Here is a 21050-nt window from a genome sequence, read left to right as displayed (position 1 = left end):
ATTTTAACACAAAAGTATTTTCACTACAAAACTATTTTTGTTCATATATTTGTATCATATATTTAACAATTTCCTTAATGTTACTTAGAAGGTTTTCCCTCTTTACATCTTTTAATGTATATCCAAAACTAAGTTTTTTATTCATTTTTAGAACTATTTTCCCAGAATAAGTTTTAATCAATGCCCTCAGTATATTCTTATCAAATCTATCTTCACCTTGAAATGTAAAGATCACTTCATTTTTCGACTCCTTTATAGATTCTATTCCTAGGTCTTTACTTATACTTCTTATATATGCTATATCCATTAAATTATAGACTGACACAGGTATATCATAGAACCTATCCTCTAATTCCTCTTTTACATCTAGCATATCATCATAAGAACTTATAGCTGCTATCTTTTTATATATTTCTATTTTTTGAACTTCATTCTCTATATACTTGTCTGGTATATAAGCATCTACTTTCAATTCTACCGTAGTTTCCACTGGTTCTTTATCTATTTCACCTTTTATCAATTTTATGGAATCCTCTAACATCCTACAATATAAGTCATATCCTATAGCCGCCATATGCCCATGTTGAGAGGCCCCCATCATATTACCTGCCCCTCTTATTTCTAAATCTTTTAACGCTATTTTAAATCCAGAACCTAGCTCGGTAAATTCTTTAATAACCTTAAGTCTCTTTTCTGCTACTTCTTTAAGTACCTTATCTTTACGGTAACTCAAATAACAATAAGCTATTCTATTAGTTCTTCCAACTCTTCCCCGTAATTGATATAGTTGCGATAACCCCATTTTATCAGCATCATATATTATCATGGTATTTACATTTTGTATATCCATGCCAGTTTCTATAATGGTAGTAGATACTAAAATATCATATTCATTTTTCATAAAATCCATTATTATTCCCTCAAGTTCCCTTTCTTGCATTTGACCGTGGGCCACTGCCACCTTACCTTCTGGAATTAATTTGGATATATAAGATGCCATTTCTTTTATATTCTCAACTCTATTATATACAAAGTAAACCTGTCCTCCTCTACTTAATTCTCTTAATATGGCATCTCTAATTAACTGATCATTATATTCTACTACATAAGTTTGTATAGGATATCTTTCATCTGGAGGTGTTTCTATAACACTTATATCCCTCACTCCTACAAGAGACATATGCAGTGTCCTAGGTATAGGTGTGGCACTTAAAGTCAACACATCTATATTCTTTCTTATCTGCTTTATTTTTTCTTTATGGCTAACTCCAAACCTCTGCTCTTCATCTATAATAAGAAGCCCTAGATCCTTAAATTGTATATCTTTCTGGAGTATTCTATGAGTTCCAATAAGTATATCTACTTCTCCAATTTTAAGAGCTTTTATAGCAGCTTTTTGCTGAGCAGGAGTTTTAAATCTACTTATCATATCTACTTTTACAGGGAAATCCGAAAATCTCTGAATAAAATTATTATAGTGCTGTTGTGCCAGTATTGTGGTCGGAACTAAAAAAGCTACCTGCTTACCATCCATTACAGCTTTAAAAGCTGCTCTTACAGCAACTTCCGTTTTGCCATATCCTACATCTCCACAAAGTAATCTATCCATTACTTTATCTGATTCCATATCTACTTTTATATCCTCTATGGTTGTTAACTGATCCGGGGTCTCTTCATATGGGAATTCATCTTCAAACTGTTTTTGCCATACAGTATCTTCTGAATATCTATGTCCTTTTAAAGTAGATCTAATAGCATATAATTTTATTAAATCTTCAGCTATCTCCTCTATGGATTTCTTTACTTTCTTTTTAACTTTAGCCCATTCTGAACTTCCCAGCTTATTTATTTTGGGGCTTTTTCCCTCAGAACCTATGTATTTTTGTACCATATCAAGCTGCTCTACGGGTACATATAATTTATCCTCCGATTCATACATAAGTTCTAAATAATCTTTTTTATGCCCTTGAAGCTCCAGCTGTTTTATACCCTTATATACTCCTATACCATGATTTACATGAACAACAAAATCTCCTGGCTTAAGTTCTGTAAAACTTTTAATTTTATTTGTTCCTTTTTTGATAGTTTTCCTGGCACTTTTTCTTTTAGCTTCTCCAAAAACCTCTTTATCTGAAATAACACTTATTTTTAATTCCGGATACTCAAATCCCTTCAACTGACTTCCAAAAGTTATAATTACTTCACCGGGTTTAATCTCATGTATAACATCTTTATAACTACTTTCAATATCTCTATCTCTTAAGGTATCAACTAGCCTTTCCCCCCTGGCCCTAGTACCCGATAATATTAAAATCTTAAAATTTTTAGATTTTTTATGCTTTATTTCTTCAATAAGTAAATCTACTTTCCCCTGGTAATTATTCAAAGTTATCTGAGCAAAATTTACTATCAACCTTGGTGGAAGTTGTTTAATAGATTTTGCAATAGCATCTAATATAATAAGTTCTCTATTACTAATTTCATCAGTTAATTGAGCTTCATTAATTAACATTCTACTCTGTCCAGGTAATACATTACCCCTTTCTAAAAAACTTTTATAATTTTCCTCAAACTCAAAATATACACTATCTAACTTTCCATAACATCTTTTTATATCATCTACAACTATAAAGTAATCTTTTACATAATCCAAAAAAGAAGAAGTATTATCATAAAAATATGGTAAAAAACTATCAACACTTTCAAATGTCCACGTCTCTTGAAGACTCTCTAAGTTTTTATTTGTTATTGTTTTTATTTTTTCTACAGCTTCATTGTTTTTACTTTTTTCTAATTTTTCTACTATTATTGCTAAATCCTTTTCTATTCTACTTTTTCCCGCTTCAATTCGCTGTCTGTCAAATATAATTTCTTTGGCCGCAAATATTTCTATACTATCTATCTTTTCAATACTTCTCTGAGATTCTAAATTAAAATTTCTAATTGATTCCACTTCATCCCCAAACAATTCTATTCTATATGGTTCTGGAGAAATAGGAGAATATACATCCATTATGCCCCCTCTTATAGAAAATTGACCCTTTGCATCTACAATTTCACTTCTCTCATACCCACACTGTATCAATTTTTCACTAATACTTTTTAAATCTAATTTATCTCCCACACATACTTTAAACATATAATTTTTATATAATTCTACAGGTATATATACCGGTGCCAGGGATTCCACACAAGTTATTATAATTTTTTTACCTGGATTTAACATTTCTCTTATAACCTTTAACCTTTCCCACCTTAAATCCCCAGATACAGCATCTATATTATAGAACACAACTTCTTTAGTAGGAAAATAATATACCTGTGGTACATAAAAGGACAAATCTTCATATAATTTTCTAGCTTCCACATCACTATGAGTAATAATTAAAAAAGGCTTGTCTTGCTCATTATACACTCCATATATTAAATAACTTTTAGCTGATTCCGAAAGTCCAAACACTGCTATAGGAAAATCTTTTTTGGTTATTCCAGCTATAATATTTTTAAATTCACCACTTTTCCTGATAGGTTCCATAAGTCCACCTAGTCTCATTCTAACAACCACCCTATAAAATTTATTCATATTAGGCACCTGAAAATAATCACTCTCATTAACAGATGAAAAATTACACTACATATTAAAATCAAACGCACAATAACCGTTAGTCTCTTTATATTATTAAAGAAACTACACGGTTTCAAACCAACTTTATATAGAATTTATAACTTAAATCCATTAAATTTATTCATAGCTATTTCTATATCCAAATTCATAATACACTCTAATGCCTCTAAAACAATTTCTAAAACCTTTTCCATATTAAGCCTATCACCTTCAGAAAACCTTCCCAAAACATAAGATACAAGCCCTGTATCAGGCTGTCCCACACCTATTTTTATTCTAGGAAACATATCAGTTCCTAAATTTAATATTATATTCTTTATACCATTGTGCCCTCCGGCACTTCCATGAGTTCTTATTCTAAATCTTCCAATATCAATATTTATATCATCATATACAATTATTATATGATCAGTTTTAATTTTGTAAAAATCTACAGCTTCTCTCACACTCTCCCCACTTAAGTTCATATAAGTACTTGGTTTTAATAGTATCACTTTATTACCCTCTATGATACCTTCTCCATAAATTCCTTTAAATTTTTCCCTATTTAAAGGAATATTATACTTCTTGCTTACTAAATCTATAAAATCAAATCCAATATTATGTCTTGTGTGCTTATACTTAACACCTATATTTCCTAATCCAACTATTAAAAACATGTTCTTACTCCAATCTCAGCACTAAATTAAAATTATTATCTAAATAATATATTATACCAAAAAACATAAATAATAAAGAGACTTATAAAGTCTCTTTATTTACTTTCATTATTTCCAGAAAGAACTATTTGCGTGTTAATAATCCTACCATTTCTCCATATTCTGCCCAAAACTTTATCTCCTACTTTATGTCCTTGCAATATTTCTTCTATGTCAGATAAATTTTTTACTGGCCTGCCATCTATATCCATCAATATATCAGTAGGCTTTATACCTGAAGCTGCAGCTCCACTATTTTTCTCAACCTGCTGAACATATATGCCCTGAATTTTATTATCCTGTGATACCACGCCCTCACCATATATACCTAAATAAGGCTTTGAACCTTCTCCATAACTCATAAGTGAATTTATTATGTTTCTTGCATCATTTATATTTATTGCAAAATTTATACCAGCTATATTGGAATCAGAACCTAGCTTTAAGCTATTTATACCTATGACATAACCTTTTATATCACAAAGAGCCCCGCCACTGTTTCCCGGGTTTATTGCTGCATCCGTCTGAATAACTTTATATACGGAACCATTATACTCTATTTTCCTATTTAACGCACTTATTATACCTGCCGTAACACTAGGAAATTCTTGACCTAAAGAATTTCCTATGGCAACTACAATATCCCCTATTTTTACTGTTGATGAATCTCCAAATTTAACTACAGGAAGATTTTTAGCATTCACCTTTATAACAGCCAAATCAGCCCCCTGATTTACTCCTAATATAGAAGCATCCAAAACTTTGCCACTAGAAAGTCTCACAGTAACCTTATCTGCCCCTTCTATTACATGATAATTAGTTGCTATATATCCATTTGAATCAATTATTATACCAGAACCACTTCCCACATCTTGCAAACCAAAATATCCTTCCGCTTTATTGCTTATACCAACTACTGATGGGCCTACTGTTTGCGCTATCTTTGCTATAGAGTTAGAATAAAACCCTTCAGATGCATCTTCTTGTTTTTCAGTATTTTTATTAGATTCGACCAATAACTGATTATCAGGTGTATAAATTTTAGCATTTTCTCTTCTGTTCACTATATAAGCTCCAGATATACCTCCAGAAATTGCCGCTACCAATATAAAACAAAATAATTTAGCCAATGTTCTTATATTTGGCTGCCTCTTAATATTTACAAATTTTATCTTTGCAGTATCTACTTCTACCTTTTCCCAGTGAACATCTCTTACGTTCTCATATCTGTTGTTATCATCCATTAAATACACCTCATAATCTCTAAAATTTAGAGTTATTATAATAAAAAAATTTTACACAAATATGAACGGAATGTAATAATTTCTTAAACCCTTTTTAAAGTAAATGCAAATATAATTCCACCAGATTCCTTATTCTCAACCCATATATCTTCTCCCAGTTGGGTTAGTATACTTCTTACAATAGAAAGCCCAAGTCCTGTACTGACTTTTGAAGTTCTGGACTTATCTAATTTATAAAATCTATCCCATATATGTTTTAATTCTAGTTCCGGTATACCTGCACCATCATTATAGACAGATATAAATGCTTTTTCTCCCTTGGTCTTAGTTGAAATTTTTATATTTCCACCTTCATTTACATACTTAACCGCATTATCTATTAAATTTGTAACTACTTGATTTATTCTATCTCTATCTGCAGCTACATAAAGTTTGTTATTTTCCATAACTACATCTACTTTTAATCTTTTATCCTTTATTTTAGTTTCAAATTTTATAACACACAACCTTATAATTTCGTTTATGTCTAATTTCTCTATTCTAAGTTTGAATTGTCCGGCTTCGATAGCCGATAAATCTAAAAGATCATTTACAAGCCTAGTAAGCCTCTGTATTTCAGAGTAAGTAACTGATAAATAATAATTTTGTTTTTCACCCGGAATAACACCATCAATCATCCCTCCTATAAAACCTTTTATAGAAGTTAAAGGAGATCTTATTTCATGGGATACATTGGATATAAATTGCCTTCTATTTTTCTCCACCTGTTCCAGCGAATCCGCCATACTGTTAAAAGACTTTCCAAGTTCTCCAATCTCATCATTAGAATCTATATAGACCCTTTTTTCTACTTCTCCTTTTGATATCTTATCTGCAACGTAATTAATCTTTTTAAGTGGATGTATTATTATTCTCTGGGAAAGATAATAGATTACAACACAGCATATTACAATAGCAAAAACTGCAGACACCCATATAATCTCATATACTCTCTTTAAAGGCTCCTTTAGTTCATTTATAGAAGTATGCATAATTATAGCACCTTTAAAGACCCCTTTTGAAAAAATAGGTATTTCAAAAGTATGCACTGGAGCCACAAATATATCTGAATAGCTTTCTGTTTTATCCACAGTTTTATTTTCTCTAAGGTCCTCCAAATCTTTAGTAACTATCTGCTTAGGAGTTGATGTTAACTCCTTGTGTTCACTTTTTGATACCGAGTATACAAAACCATAATTATCTACAAGCCATATATCTGCTGATAGGTAATTTCCTATATACGCCAGAGTTTCATTTATTTCATCTGAGGTAACATCTCCTTCCAGATATTGAAGTGCTTTATATTTTATAAATTGGGATTCCTTAAGTAATTCACTTTTTCTCTGTTCAAAATAATAACTCTCAAACCAATATGATAAAAAAGCTGCTGTCATTACAAAACTTACTATAATAATTGCAGTAAATGCAGCTACAAGCTTTGAAAACAACCCCTTTTTCATCTACTTCACCTCAAACTTATATCCAACACCCCATACTGTTTCTATTTGCCAGTTAGGCCCTCCTTGAAGTTTTTCTCTTAATCTTTTAACATGTACGTCTACAGTTCTAGAATCTCCCGGATAATCGTATCCCCAAACTTCACATAAGAGCTGTTCTCTAGTAAACACCCTATTTTTATTATTAGCCAGATAATATAATAATTCAAACTCTTTTGGCGGCATTTTTATATCTTCATTCCTATAGGTAACAGTATAAGAATTTATATCAATAGTTAACTGTTCAAACTTCAATACTTCTTTATTTTCATTATCTACACTGTATCTTCTAAGCACCGCTTTAATTCTTGCTAACATCTCTTTAGGCTCAAAAGGCTTTACTATATAATCATCTGCCCCAAGTTCAAGCCCTAAAACTTTATCAAAGGTTTCTCCTTTTGCTGTAAGCATAATTACAGGAGTTTCATGTTCTTTTCTTATCCATTTGAGTACATCTATTCCATCAACATTAGGAAGCATTATATCTAAAAGTACTAAATCTGGTTTATATTCTAAAAATGCTGTTTCTGCCGACTTGCCATCATTGGCAACCTGTACTTCATAACCAGCATTCTCTACATACATTTTTATTACATCACATATATTTTCATCATCATCTACGATTAAAATTTTACCTATTGACCCGTCCATTTTCTTACCCTCCTAAAATTACAAATATATACTTACATTTTGTATTATTAAATTACATTATTATACCCTTCATCTGTGTCTTAAAACCAAATATTCCTATATAATTGCAAATAAATAATTATTCCTATACTAAATCTATCATATATTTTTATCTAAATAATAATGTAGTTTGAAAAGTTACAAATAAGTTACAAATGAACTTTAGAATTACTCGATATAAAGGCATGTAGAAAATAATCTACATGCCTTTAACTATTAATCCTCAAATAATTTACTTACTGAAATATCTTCATATATTCTTCTTATAGCTTCAGCAAACACTGGAGCTACAGTCAATATCTTGAACTTGTCTAACATCTTATCCTCAGGTAAGTCTATTGTATTTAGCATAACCAATTCTTTTATGGCAGAATCTTGTATTCTTTCTATTGCCGGCCCTGATAACACAGAATGAGTACAACATGCATAAACTTCTTTTGCACCACGTTCCATAAGAGCATTAGCACCATTTGTTATTGTCCCAGCTGTATCTATCATATCATCTACTAATATAACAGTTTTATCTTTTATATCTCCAATTATATTCATTATTTCTGATACATTGATTCTAGGCCTTCTTTTATCTATAATAGCTATTGACGCATGCAATTTATCTGCAAATTTTCTAGCTCTAGTTACGCTTCCAAGATCCGGAGAAACTACAACTACATCATCCTTCTCATCAAATCCTTTTTGTATAAAATATTTTGCAAGTATAGGTGCTCCTAAAAGATGATCCAGAGGTATATTAAAATATCCTTGAATCTGTGAAGCATGTAAATCCATTGTAAGTACTCTATCTGCACCAGTAGCTGTTAATATATCTGCCACCAGCTTTGCTGTAATTGGATCTCTCGCCTTAGCTTTTCTATCTTGTCTTGCATAACCATAATAAGGCATTACTGCAGTTATTCTTCCTGCCGATGCCCTCTTAAAGGCATCAATCATAATTAAGAGTTCCATTAAATTATCATTTACAGGATTATTAGTTGATTGAACTATAAATACATCCATTCCTCTTACTGTTTCATTAATATTTACACATATCTCACCATCACTAAAAGTTGTGACTTTAGAATCTCCAACTTTAATGCCTAAAATATCACCTATCTGTTTAGCTAAATCAGGATGAGAATTTCCTGCAAAAATTTTAATATTTTTACCATGGGTTATCATTATGTAAAGCCTCCTAAAAATTTTATTTCTTTAATCCTTTTTTATTCACCCAACCTTTTTTGTTCACTTGCCGTGCCCTAGCTATTGCCAGTGCTCCTTCGGGAACTTCATCTGTTATGGTAGAACCTGCAGCTATATAAGTATTGTCATTAACTTTAACTGGAGATACTAAATTTGTATTACATCCTATAAATGAATTATTTCCAATTAAAGTTTTGTTCTTACTTTTTCCGTCATAGTTTACCACAACAGTTCCGCAGCCAAAATTGCACTTATCTCCAACTTCAGCGTCCCCTATATATGTTAAATGAGATACTTTTGTATTATCTCCTATAGTAGACTTTTTCACTTCTACAAAATCGCCTATTTTTACTGACTTCCCTATTACAGTCTCAGGTCTTATATAAGCAAAAGGCCCTACATTAGTATTTTCTCCTATTTTACTTTCTAATATTACTGAATTCTCCACTGTAACATTATCTTCTATTATACTATTTTGTATTCTAGAATTAGGATAAAAAACACAATTTTCACCTATAACAGTGTTACCCTGAAAAACACTCCCAGGATATATTATAGTATCTTTTCCTATTTTAACATCTATATCTATATATGTACTGTTATAATCAATCAATGTAACTCCATTTTCCATATGTGCTTTACTTATTCTGTTTCTCATAACCTTTTCAGCTTCTGCAAGTTGCACTCTTGAATTAACTCCCATAGTTTCTTCAAAAGAAATAGGAAGTGCCCCTATCTTTTTTCCTTCTTGCTTTAATATTCCTATAACATCTGTTAAATAATACTCCCCTTGCACATTATTATTATGTATTTTACCTAAGCTTTCAACTAAACTTTCTATATCAAAACAATACATTCCTGAATTTATTTCTTTCACCTGAAGCTCTTCTTGTGAACAATCCTTATGTTCTACTATTTTAAATACTTGCTGATTTTTCTCTCTTATAATTCTTCCATATCCAAAAGGATTCTGTACTATAGAAGTTAGTATAGTAGCTTTATATTCACCCTTATTATGAAAATCCAACATATTCTTTATGGTATCTTCTTTTATTAAAGGTGAATCTCCAGTAAATATAGCTACAGTTCCTTTTTTATTTTTGAGAAAATCCTTAGCACACAAAACTGCATGTCCCGTGCCCAGTTGTTTGTCTTGAAAAGAATATTCTACATTTTTAACTTCAGTAGCTTTTTTTACTTTTTCTGCATTTTTACCAATTACTACATTTATATCCTTCATTTGTGCCTTTTTTACAACATCAATAACTATATTTATCATTTCTTTTCCACAAACCTTGTGAAGTACTTTAGGATTAGAAGATTTCATCCTTTTACCTTCACCTGCAGCAAGTATTATAGCACAATTACACATTTTAACACCTCTTTAATGGTTATAAATCTTCTCTTTTCTACAATATGTCATTAAACATCCCTTAATATTATATTTTATATAAAAATTATTTGCAACCTTATAAGCATAGAATAAAAACAGCTAGAAATAATAAAAAGGAGTATTGCTACTCCTTTTTATTATTCCTCTACCTTTTCTCCGGTAACAGTTTCCTCATTCTTTACTTTTTCATACTCACCGAGAATTGCTTTTTGTATCTTTTCTCTTGTTTGAGTATTTATGGGGTGAGCAATATCCTTAAACTCTCCATCAGGAGTTTTTCTACTTGGCATTGCTATAAAAAGACCATTTTGACCTTCTATAACTTTTATATCGTGAACAACGAATTCGTTATCAAAGGTTACTGAAACAATAGCTTTCATCTTACCCTCGGCAGCAATTTTCCTCACTCTGACATCTGTAATTTGCATATAAATCCACCTCCAAGATGCTTATGTATATACTATTCTCTATATCTTATATTTTTCCTCCTTATTTTCTTAAAAACTAATAAATTTTTTGAAAATTTTATTAGTTAAATATTTTAGAAGGAAATAATAATGCATTACCACTTTCATCAATGCCTTTAAAATCTACTATAGACACATAGTCTTGCACTAATTTTTTAGGAGTTTCCACATTATCTATTAAAAAACCTATACCTAAAAGTTCGCTTTCAAATTCTTTCAACAGATCTATTATGCCCATTGCAGTTCCTCCAGCTCTCATAAAATCATCGATAAAAATACACTTACTTTCCTTTTTCAATGCCTTTTTAGATAAGGACATGGTCTGAATTCTCCCTGTAGACCCTGAAACATAATTTATGGTCAAAGTAGACCCTTCTGTAAATTTTTGTTCCCTCCTTACCACTATAAGCTGAACTCCCATCATTCTAGCCACCTCATAAGCTAAAGGAATTCCCTTAGTTTCAACGGTAACTACATAATCAATATTTTTTTCTATAAAAATAGATGCTAAAATTACACCTGCAATATGTATTATGGCAGGATTGAACATTATATCTGTCATATATAAAAAATTGCCTGGTATTATTCTTTCTCTATTTTTCAAAATAATACATAATTTTTCAGCAAATTCTCTTCTCTTTTCATCAGATATTCCGCAAACATACTTTATTCCACCTGATGCACCAGATATGGTATTTATTCTTCCCATGTTGAATTTATTTAAAGTATCTTTTACTACCAATATATCTTCACTTACTGTGGACTTTGCAGTATTAAACATCACAGTAAAATTATTTAAACTTATTATCTTATTAGGATTTTCAAGCAAATTTTTAGTTATTGCTGCTATTCTATGGTTTCTACTGAATTTTTGCATCTTATCACCTATCTATATAATTTTACGAATAATCTGTTAAGATCTTATTCTATTATTCATATTGTATTCTAAAACATACTATTTATCAACTATAGTTTTGAACTTTCTTTAAAATACAAAAAAATACAAAAATCAACTTACCTAACATAGTATCAAGTGATTCTTAGGTTCAGATGGAGTTCGCTTTATAAGGATGACTCTCTCCAGCCGAATCTTATTGACAGTATTCTTAGTGTCTTTAGCACTTAGAATACGTTATCCTTTAGTGGAAGAACTTATCCCCCACTTTGATAGAAGGTGGGGTGTTAGCTAATTGCCACGCTGGAATAAAATTAAAAATATAACCAAAGTAATTGTGTTTTTTTAATTAATGTTGTATATAATTAGTAAATAGGTTAGTTAATCATAAGGAGTGATTTAATTGTCATTTGATTTTATAAAAAATAAAAAAGTTCATTTTATAGGCATAGGTGGAATAAGCATGAGTGCTTTAGCTGAAATTCTACTTGAAAAGAAATTTAAGGTATCAGGCTCGGACGTAAAGGCCTCTGCAATAACAGAAAAATTAAAATCAAAAGGAGCAAAGATTTATATAGGACAGGTGAGTCAAAATATATCCTCTGATATAGATTTGGTAGTATACACTGCTGCAATTCCTAAAAATAATGAGGAACTATTAAAGGCTAAAGATTTAAATATCCCTCTTATGGATAGAGCTGAATTTCTAGGTCACATAATGAAAGGACATAAATATAATGTAGCTGTATCAGGTACTCATGGTAAAACTACCACTACATCCATGTTATCCTCTATAACACTTAAAGCTAACTTGGATCCTACTATACTTGTAGGTGGAAATTTAGACATAATAAATGGAAATGTTAGAATAGGTCACAGTCCTTACTTCATTACTGAAGCTTGTGAATATAAAGAATCCTTTCTTAAATTTTTTCCCTTTATAGGAATTATATTAAATATTGATGCAGATCATCTTGACTATTATAAAGATATAGATGAGATACAAAATGCGTTTATAAAATTTGGCAAATTAATTCCTAAAGAAGGTTATTTAGTATGCTGTGCAGACGATAGCAGAATGGGAAAAATTATATCAAGTATAAATTGTAATATAATAAGCTATGGCATTGAAAGTGGAGATATTACAGCTAAAAATATATCTTTTGACAAAGAAGGACGTGCTTTCTTTGAAGCATATAAAGCTGATAAGAAACTACTTTCCCTGCAGCTAAATGTTCCAGGCAGACATAATATATTAAATGCTCTAGCAAGCATTGCTGTCTCTTTAATTTTAAGCATACCAGTTGATAACATAAAAGATGGGTTAGAAGAGTTTAAAGGTACTCACAGAAGATTTGAAATTAAAGGTAAAAAGCAAGGAGTAGTGGTAATAGATGATTATGCCCACCACCCTACAGAGATCAAAGCAACTTTAAATGCTGCAAAAAATTATCCCCATAAGAGAATAATTTGTGTATTTCAGCCCCACACTTTCTCAAGAACTATAAGTTTGTTCAAAGAATTCACTACTGCCTTTGACAATGTAGATGAACTAATACTAGCAGACATATTTCCCGCAAGAGAAAAAGATACGGGAGAAATAAGTTCATCTATGTTATCTGAGCAAATTGTAAAAAGAGGAATAAAATGCCAAAATATTAAAAACTTTAAATCTATAGTTCAGTATTTAAAAAATAATTTATCAGAGGGAGATGTGCTTTTAACTGTGGGCGCCGGGGATGTTTTTCAAATTGGTGAAATGTACCTAAATTAATAATACTATTAAAAAACTTATAATTAGGTGTAAAACACCTCTTATGGGGTAATACTATAATTGATATTCTATTGGAGGTGTTTTATATGAAAAACTTTTTAATATCTGCCGCAGTAGATATTTTATTAATTTTGCTATCCTACTATTTATTTGTAAAAATAATTAATGGTCCTACAAGACATAAATTGTACAAAAAATTTTTTAGTTCTCTTGCAAAATTTGTAATTTATGTATTTATAGTAACTCTACTAATAACTGGCATAACTGCATTTATATTATACAGGACTTCTTACATAGCCTACATAAATATAATATCTCCTGCTCTAGTATCCATATTAGTAGGATTCTTAATGTCAACAGTGCCTACTAGAGGAGAAGGCGATAATAATGACAAATTAACTGTAAAATAATATCTTTTAAAATCACAATACCTATTATAACCTTATAAATATTTGATATATTACAACAAGTATTTTAATATGTGACATTATACAACCCTATATATGCTATAATTATGTAATAAAAGCTTAAAAAGGAGTTGTTATAAAAATGAAAGATAAATACAGAGATTTATTTAAGTACATTGTAAAATCATATTATGATGGAGATTTCGAAGAGAAAGTAGAAGAAATTTTATCGAAGAACAAACTCGATAAGGAAGATTTCTGCAAAATCATATCTTCACTTTGTGGTACTAATATAACTTATACTCCAAATTTCATAAAAGATTTAAAAGAAGCAATAAAATGCTATAAGGGTAATGAAAAAATAGTACGCCATGTTCATACCTGTTCCTTAAAATGTAAGGATAAGAATAATAAAACTCTATGTGAAAGCTCTTGCCCTTTTAATGCTATATTTATTGATAACGAAAAAAATTCTGCAACTATAGATGAAGACAAGTGTACCGATTGTGGTTTTTGTGTAGATGCATGTCCCAACGGTAACATAATGGATACAGTTCAGTTTCTTCCACTTGCTGGCATTCTTAAAAGCGATTCCCCTGTAATAGCCATCGTAGCTCCTGCTATAACGGGCCAATTCGGTGATAACGTTACAATGGATCAACTTAGGGCTTCCTTTAAAAAAATAGGCTTTAATGACATGATTGAAGTAGCCTTCTTTGCAGATATGTTAACTTTAAAGGAAGCAGTAGAATTTGATAATTACGTAAAAAGTGAGAAGGATCTTGTAATAACCTCTTGTTGCTGTCCTATGTGGGTAGGAATGTTAAAAAAGACCTATAATAATTTAATAAAGCATGTATCTCCTTCTGTATCACCAATGACTGCTGGAGGAAGAATACTCAAGAAATTAAATCCCCAGTGTAAAGTAGTATTTATAGGTCCCTGTATTGCAAAAAAAGCAGAGGCTAAAGAAAAAGATATAATTGGTGACATAGACTTTGTACTAACTTTCGCGGAAACAAAAGATATATTTGATGCACTTAATATAGATCCCTCTGAGCTTAAAGGCCATCCTTCACCTGAATATGCCTCTAAAGGTGGAAGATTATATGCACGCACCGGTGGTGTATCAATTGCAATAGGCGAAGCTGTAGAAAAAATGTTTCCTGAAAAACATAAGTTATTCGAGCCAATCCAAGCAAATGGCGTAAAAGAATGTAAAGCTATACTTGATAAAGCACAAAAAGGAGAAATAACTGCCAATTTTATTGAAGGAATGGGATGTGTTGGTGGTTGCGTAGGAGGTCCTAAAGTACTTATACCAAAAGAAAAAGGGAGAAATGAAATAGATAACTTTGCTGAAAATTCTGAAATAAAAGTTTCTACAGATAGTAAATGCATGGATAAAATATTAGAACTTTTAGATATTAATTCCTTAGAAGATTTTAAAGTTGCTGAAAAAATAGACTTGTTAGAAAGAGAATTTTAAAACCCAATAAATGTAATTTTAAAATATGTTTACCTTATTATGTACATTTTATTATATTTAAATTATTTTACTATTACATTTATAATATTTTAGTATTTATGTTATCTTATTGTGATGTTATACTTAAGTATGAGGTGATCATAATGCTTAAAAATACTAAGGGGATTATTTTTGATATGGACGGAACCCTTGTAGATTCCATGTGGCTGTGGGAAAGTATTGATAGAAAAATTTTAAATAAAAGAAACATACCAATGCCAGAAAATTTAAAAGAAGATATACAGACTATGACTTTTTACGAAGTTGCCAAATACTTCAAAATTAGATTTAATCTACCTGAAAGTGTAGAAGAAATTCAAAATGAATGTTATGAAACATGTGTTTATGAATACGCTACAAACATACCCTTAAAACATGGCGCCAGGGAGTTTTTGCTTTTATTAAAACAAAAAAACATAAAGATAGGACTAGCTACAAGTAATTCTAGAGAGTTAACAGAAATAAGCCTTAAAAAAAATAAGGTATATGATCTCTTTGACGCTATAACCACAATATCTGAAGTAAAAAGAAGTAAAAGCTTTCCTGATATATTTCTTTTAACTGCTAAAAAATTAAATTTATCTCCTAAGGATTGTATAGTATTTGAAGATATTTTATCTGCAGTTAAAGGTGCCAAAGCTGCTGGTATGTCTGTAGTAGGAGTATACGATTTCTATTCAGATTATCAATGGGATGATATAATAAAACATACTGACATGTATATATTTAAATACAAAGACTTAATAGAAGGCAGTGTAAAATTTTCATCTTTAAGTGAGCTATTGAATATAATGTAATGTTATAAAAATAATTAAATGGAGAAATCAAAAATGCTTGCTTTTTTATTTTTACTGCTAGTAATAGGAAATGTAGCTATTTTATATCATTTTTCGGACAAAGTTTCATCGCAGCGCAGACAAATAATTTCATTGAAATGTGAAAATGATTCTTTAAAATCAAAACTATCAAAGGATTTCCCAAAAAAGATAGATATAAACTATATTACTCCTCAAAGCCTAAATGGAATAGTTACTATAAAAACTAGCCTTTATTTAGCTCCTATCTTAAAGTCTAGTATAGTAAATATTTTAGAAGAAAACACCATATTAAAAATTGAAGATACTGCTAAAATTCAAAATCAACTTTGGTATGAAATATCCTTAGCTGAAATTAATAGAACAAATTCTAGAATAAATTCTAAGGGATGGATAAAATCTAATTACGTAAAAATAACTTAACTAAACTCCAGCACTATATAAAGCTGGGGTTTTGTATTATTTACAATATATTCCTTGGTATATTTTTTTATCTTTCATTACTTTATTAATTTCATTTAAAATTTCCCATTTTTTTAAACTCCATTTAGGTTCTATAAGTGAATTCCTAGGTGCATCCCCTGTTAACCTGTGAATCACAACATTTGATGGAATATTGGATAAAGCTAGGCATATTATGTCAACATATTCCCTCTGCGTCATAAACTTTAACTGCCCTTCACTATATAATGTTACCATGGGAGTATGTTTCATTAAGTGAAGTAGATGAAATTTTACTCCCTGTATATCTTGATTTGAAATATATTTTACGGTATTTATCATATCATTTTGATCTTCTCCTGGTAAACCCATTATTACATGTGTTACCACATCAATGTTAATCTTTCTAAGATCACATACAGCTTTTTCAAAAGTATGCAAATTATATCCTCTGTTTATCTTTTTTGCAGTACATTCATTAGAAGTCTGAAGTCCAAGTTCTACCCAAATATAAATTTTTTCATTAAATTCACACAACAATTCCAAGACTTCAGGGCCAAGACAGTCAGGTCTGGTGGCTATGGCCATACCGACTACCCCTTCTTGATTTATAGCTTCTTCATACTTTTCTCTAAGAACTTCTACAGGAGCATAAGTATTTGTGTACGCCTGAAAATATGCTATATATTTTCCCTCTTTCCATTTTTTATTCATCATCTTCTTTATATTAGAAAATTGATTAGTTATAGAAGAATTTCTATTTCCTGCAAAATCTCCTGCTCCCCTTTCACTACAAAAAATACATCCTCCTGTACTTATTTTCCCATCTCTGTTGGGGCAGGAGAATCCCCCATCTAAAGGTATTTTAAATACCTTACATCCAAATTTATTTCTCAAGTAATAATTCAAATTATAATATGCCTTATCTCCCCACTGCATATGAACCCTCATCCTTCCGAATATGAACAATAAAATATTATTTCACTCATTATATCACATTTTAACTGCTTTAAAATCTTTTAAATTTAATCTCCATTTTCCAGTTATATTAGAAAGTGAGTCACTATTATTAGCTTTAGCTATAACATCAAAATTTAATATATCCTTATCAAAAGAAGAAAAAACTATATCTACCTTATCAATAGGAAATTTCTTTTCAAATTTAAAATTTATCATATCTCCTGAGTCCATTTTATACATTCGTATACAATGGCCTATATTGTTATTGCTATATTGAACTACAACAAATTTTTCGTCAGAAGAAAATGCCACGAATTCTACTGTAGAATTTTTTAGCATATCTAAATTTGTTATGTTTTTTCCTATAATCTTTTGATTATATTCATCTATCTGTTTTTCTGACTTTCCTTTGTCGCCACCATCTTGTTGTTGATCATCTCCAGAACTATCAGACTGCACTTCCGTACTTTCATCTATTGTAACCACTCCTATATACGAATTTTTATCATAAGTAACTACCGCCAAATAATCTCCACCATAAGAAAAATCAAGAATCCCAAAGTTATCTCTTGGCACAGATATTTTATCTATATTTGCTTCATCATCTTTAGAAAATACATACTGGGGCATATTATCTATACTTATTACTACATTTACATTTACATCATTTTTGCTTCTCATTTTTATTCTATTTCTCTCAACAAACGCTTCTTTATTTAAAACACTATTAATTTCGCTAATCTTATAATCATTGTCTTCTTTTACTACTTTTATTGAATATTCATCTAAACTTGAAAATGGTTTACTTAAATCAGACCTTACAACTTTTACTTTGAAAACCCCAGATTTTCCGATTTCACTACTCTCACCCAAGCTATACCCCATAATATTTAAATTTTGATTTTCATTTCCTATAGGATTTTCCAAAAGACTTTTGGCATATAACTTCTTAATATTTTCAATATCATTTTTCATAAGATATTTCATATAAGTATCCACCATATTAGATGCAGCTTTCATATCAAAATTTTCATCTATATTGGCAGTACCTTGATTTTTATTTAAGCTGCACCCAAATAGCAGGCTTGAAAAAAAAATCATAAGAAATATAATTTTAACTACATCTCTTTTTTTCATAAATTTTCTACCAATCAGTTTTTAATCTGTAGTAGAAAGTTCACCCCCTATATTTAAATTAATGGTTAATTTCTATAAATTTTATTTTTCCCTCAAATAAAATTTTAATTTATAATTCATTATTTTTATTTAATATTTATATACTTAATATTGAGATGTCTTTTATGAATTGTATTTTATAGGGGGGGAATATTTTTGAAAGAAAAAATACTTTTAATTTTTCAAATATCTACGGTTTTTATAGGGACTGTAGTTGGAGCAGGTTTAGCGTCAGGACAAGAGATTAGCCAATTTTTTACACAATATGGCTATAAAAGCTTTATAGGTATATTAACCTGTTCTATCATTTACATAATAATGTCTATAATAATTATCAACATAAGCACGAAATATAAATTAAATTCTTATGATGGTCTTATAAAGCTAGTTAGTCCTGGATTTTTAGGAGTGGCTACTAACTTTTTAACTACCTTTTTTTTAATTGGAAGTTCATCAATAATATTAGCTGGAAGTGGTGCTTTAATACATGAATATTTTAATGTACCTAGGTGGATAGGCATAATAATTATGTTATTTATATCTACAATTGTACTGTCTAGAAATATTAAAGGCCTAATGGAAATAAATTCAATTATAGTGCCTTCCCTAATATTAGTTATAGTTACTTTATTTATATTATATCTAGCTTTCTATAAAGATATAAATGCTTCCTATTTAAAAACTATACCCAATTATAAGAATAATTGGTTTTTTTCTTCATTGCTATACTCAGGATTTAATGTATTATGTTATAGTGGTGTACTAATACCTTTAACTCTTTCTATAAATAAAAGAAAGAGTCTTATAGCCGGGTCTATCATAGGTTCCATAGGCCTTACTATATTAATCCTTATTATAAACTTTTTATTGATTTTAAATATACCATATATTTTTAAGTATGAAGTTCCACTGCTTTATATAGCCAATCGTTTTGGGAAAGTACTTCAAATAATGATTTTAATTATAATTTGGCTAGAAATGTTTTCTACTGAAGTATCCAATATATATAGCGTAGGAAAAAATTTCGAAGAGATTTTTAATATATCCTATAAAAAATCAATACTTATAATTATTCTTATTACAATTCCTATATCTCAAATTGGTTTTGTAAATCTCATTTCTTTTCTGTATCCGGCCTTTGGAGTAGTTAGTCTTATATTTATAACACAGTGTATAATTTTTTACTTGAAAGATTAAACACTTTTAAATACTAGACACATCTTCGTAAGCAGAATATACTTAAAAGGCGCACATATATAAAACATAAACTATTACTTAAGGGAGTGCTTTTTATGATGAACCACCTGAAAAGTTGTCAGTTATGCCAGAGGAAATGTAAAATAAACAGACTGGAAAATCATGCTGGATTTTGTAATGCAGGTAAAAATGTAAAAGTAGCTAAGGTATGTCTTCACAATTGGGAAGAACCCTGTATTTCTGGAACTAAAGGTTCTGGTACTGTATTTTTCTCTAATTGCAACTTTAAATGTGTCTTCTGCCAGAATCATGTAATAAGTGCTGATGGTGTTGGGAAAGAAATATCCATAAAAAAACTTAGTAAAATTTTTTTGGAACAACAAGCCAAGGGAGCCCACAATATAAACTTAGTCACCCCAACCCATTACATTCCCCAAATAATTGAGGCTTTAAATATAGCCAAATCAGAAGGTCTTAATTTACCAATACTGTTTAACACAAACAGTTATGAAACTATACCTGCATTAAAAGCTCTAAGAGGATATGTAGATGTATATCTTCCCGATTTAAAATACTTTAATGACAAATATTCTATTAAATATTCTAATGCCCCAAATTATTTCAAACATGCCACAAAGGCTATAGAAGAAATGTTTAATCAAGTAGGCAGCGTAAAATTTAATGAAAATGGTATTATAACAAAAGGCGTTATAATAAGACACCTTATGATTCCAGGATTACTATTTGATTCTAAAAAAATAATAGATTATATTTATAATACTTTTGGCCACTCAGTTTACATAAGTATTATGAATCAATATACCCCTATGTATAACTCTTATAAATTCCCTGAAATAAATAAACCCTTAAATTCAAAACATTATGACTCTTTTATAAATTACTGCATTTCATTAGGTATAAAAAATGCATTTATTCAAGACCTCGGCACCTGTTCTGAAAATTTTGTACCAGACTTTGATTTGCAGGGACTTTAATTTAAAATATTGA

At 29.9% G+C, this 21050-nt stretch carries 18 protein-coding genes; 7 read left to right on the top strand and 11 right to left on the bottom strand.

Translation table 11 applies throughout. The annotated features are described in order from the left end of the window. Positions 1–31: 31 nt before the first annotated feature. The 9 genes from mfd to purR all read right to left on the bottom strand — a co-directional run bounded on the left by mfd (position 32) and on the right by purR (position 11726). Positions 32–3553, bottom strand: coding sequence for a transcription-repair coupling factor (gene mfd / locus ACJDU8_RS06080; protein WP_406791259.1), 3522 nt, complete (start codon positions 3551–3553; stop codon positions 32–34). Between the two features lie 167 nt (positions 3554–3720). Next, positions 3721–4284, bottom strand: a complete 564-nt coding sequence (gene pth, locus ACJDU8_RS06075) for an aminoacyl-tRNA hydrolase (protein WP_406791258.1) — start codon at positions 4282–4284, stop codon at positions 3721–3723. Positions 4285–4379: 95 nt separating this feature from the next. Next, on the bottom strand, positions 4380–5567 hold the full coding sequence (locus ACJDU8_RS06070) for a S1C family serine protease (protein WP_406791257.1): 1188 nt from the start codon (positions 5565–5567) through the stop codon (positions 4380–4382). A gap of 83 nt (positions 5568–5650) precedes the next feature. Further along, on the bottom strand, positions 5651–7066 hold the full coding sequence (locus ACJDU8_RS06065) for a sensor histidine kinase (protein WP_406791256.1): 1416 nt from the start codon (positions 7064–7066) through the stop codon (positions 5651–5653). Beyond that, positions 7067–7753, bottom strand: coding sequence for a response regulator (locus tag ACJDU8_RS06060; RefSeq protein ID WP_406791255.1), 687 nt, complete (start codon positions 7751–7753; stop codon positions 7067–7069). A gap of 255 nt (positions 7754–8008) precedes the next feature. Beyond that, a complete protein-coding gene (locus ACJDU8_RS06055; RefSeq protein ID WP_406791254.1) occupies positions 8009–8968 on the bottom strand; it encodes a ribose-phosphate diphosphokinase in 960 nt (319 codons plus the stop codon). Positions 8969–8990: 22 nt separating this feature from the next. After that, positions 8991–10361: a bifunctional UDP-N-acetylglucosamine diphosphorylase/glucosamine-1-phosphate N-acetyltransferase GlmU gene (gene glmU / locus ACJDU8_RS06050; protein WP_406791253.1), complete on the bottom strand. Its 1371-nt coding sequence runs from the start codon at positions 10359–10361 to the stop codon at positions 8991–8993. 158 nt (positions 10362–10519) lie between these two features. After that, positions 10520–10810 (bottom strand): septation regulator SpoVG, encoded by a 291-nt coding sequence (gene spoVG / locus ACJDU8_RS06045; protein ID WP_406791252.1) that lies wholly within the window; start codon positions 10808–10810, stop codon positions 10520–10522. Between the two features lie 100 nt (positions 10811–10910). Beyond that, positions 10911–11726, bottom strand: a complete 816-nt coding sequence (gene purR / locus ACJDU8_RS06040; RefSeq protein ID WP_406791251.1) for a pur operon repressor — start codon at positions 11724–11726, stop codon at positions 10911–10913. A 421-nt stretch (positions 11727–12147) separates the two neighbouring features. Here purR and murC point away from each other — a divergent pair, with 421 nt between their 5' ends. The 5 genes from murC (at position 12148) to ACJDU8_RS06015 (ending at position 16691) form a co-directional block, all read left to right on the top strand. After that, complete coding sequence (gene murC, locus ACJDU8_RS06035; protein ID WP_406791250.1) at positions 12148–13518, top strand: UDP-N-acetylmuramate--L-alanine ligase; 1371 nt, start codon at positions 12148–12150, stop codon at positions 13516–13518. Between the two features lie 86 nt (positions 13519–13604). Next, positions 13605–13928 carry a hypothetical protein gene (locus tag ACJDU8_RS06030; protein WP_406791249.1) on the top strand — a complete coding sequence of 108 codons (324 nt, stop codon included), beginning with the start codon at positions 13605–13607 and terminating at the stop codon, positions 13926–13928. A 139-nt stretch (positions 13929–14067) separates the two neighbouring features. After that, positions 14068–15414, top strand: a complete 1347-nt coding sequence (locus ACJDU8_RS06025) for a [Fe-Fe] hydrogenase large subunit C-terminal domain-containing protein (RefSeq protein WP_406791248.1) — start codon at positions 14068–14070, stop codon at positions 15412–15414. Positions 15415–15557: 143 nt separating this feature from the next. Continuing rightward, positions 15558–16250, top strand: coding sequence for an HAD family hydrolase (locus ACJDU8_RS06020; protein WP_406791247.1), 693 nt, complete (start codon positions 15558–15560; stop codon positions 16248–16250). A 33-nt stretch (positions 16251–16283) separates the two neighbouring features. Then, complete coding sequence (locus ACJDU8_RS06015; protein ID WP_406791246.1) at positions 16284–16691, top strand: hypothetical protein; 408 nt, start codon at positions 16284–16286, stop codon at positions 16689–16691. 36 nt (positions 16692–16727) lie between these two features. Here ACJDU8_RS06015 and mnmL read toward each other — a convergent pair whose 3' ends face one another. Together mnmL and ACJDU8_RS06005 are read right to left on the bottom strand one after the other, a co-directional pair. Further along, complete coding sequence (mnmL, locus tag ACJDU8_RS06010; protein WP_406791245.1) at positions 16728–17648, bottom strand: tRNA modification radical SAM protein MnmL/YtqA; 921 nt, start codon at positions 17646–17648, stop codon at positions 16728–16730. A 54-nt stretch (positions 17649–17702) separates the two neighbouring features. Next, the gene (locus ACJDU8_RS06005) at positions 17703–18806 is read right to left on the bottom strand and encodes a hypothetical protein (protein WP_406791244.1); all 1104 of its coding nucleotides are present in this window, start codon (positions 18804–18806) and stop codon (positions 17703–17705) included. 195 nt (positions 18807–19001) lie between these two features. Here ACJDU8_RS06005 and ACJDU8_RS06000 point away from each other — a divergent pair, with 195 nt between their 5' ends. Beyond that, positions 19002–20042, top strand: a complete 1041-nt coding sequence (locus ACJDU8_RS06000) for a YkvI family membrane protein (protein WP_406791243.1) — start codon at positions 19002–19004, stop codon at positions 20040–20042. A 95-nt stretch (positions 20043–20137) separates the two neighbouring features. Next, positions 20138–21037, top strand: a complete 900-nt coding sequence (locus tag ACJDU8_RS05995) for a radical SAM protein (protein WP_406791242.1) — start codon at positions 20138–20140, stop codon at positions 21035–21037. Positions 21038–21050 lie beyond the last annotated feature (13 nt).

It is taken from the genome of Candidatus Clostridium eludens (genome assembly GCF_045310515.1).
Lineage (GTDB): Bacteria > Bacillota > Clostridia > Clostridiales > Clostridiaceae > Clostridium_B > Clostridium_B eludens.
This window is presented reverse-complemented; position numbering and strand designations above follow the sequence as displayed.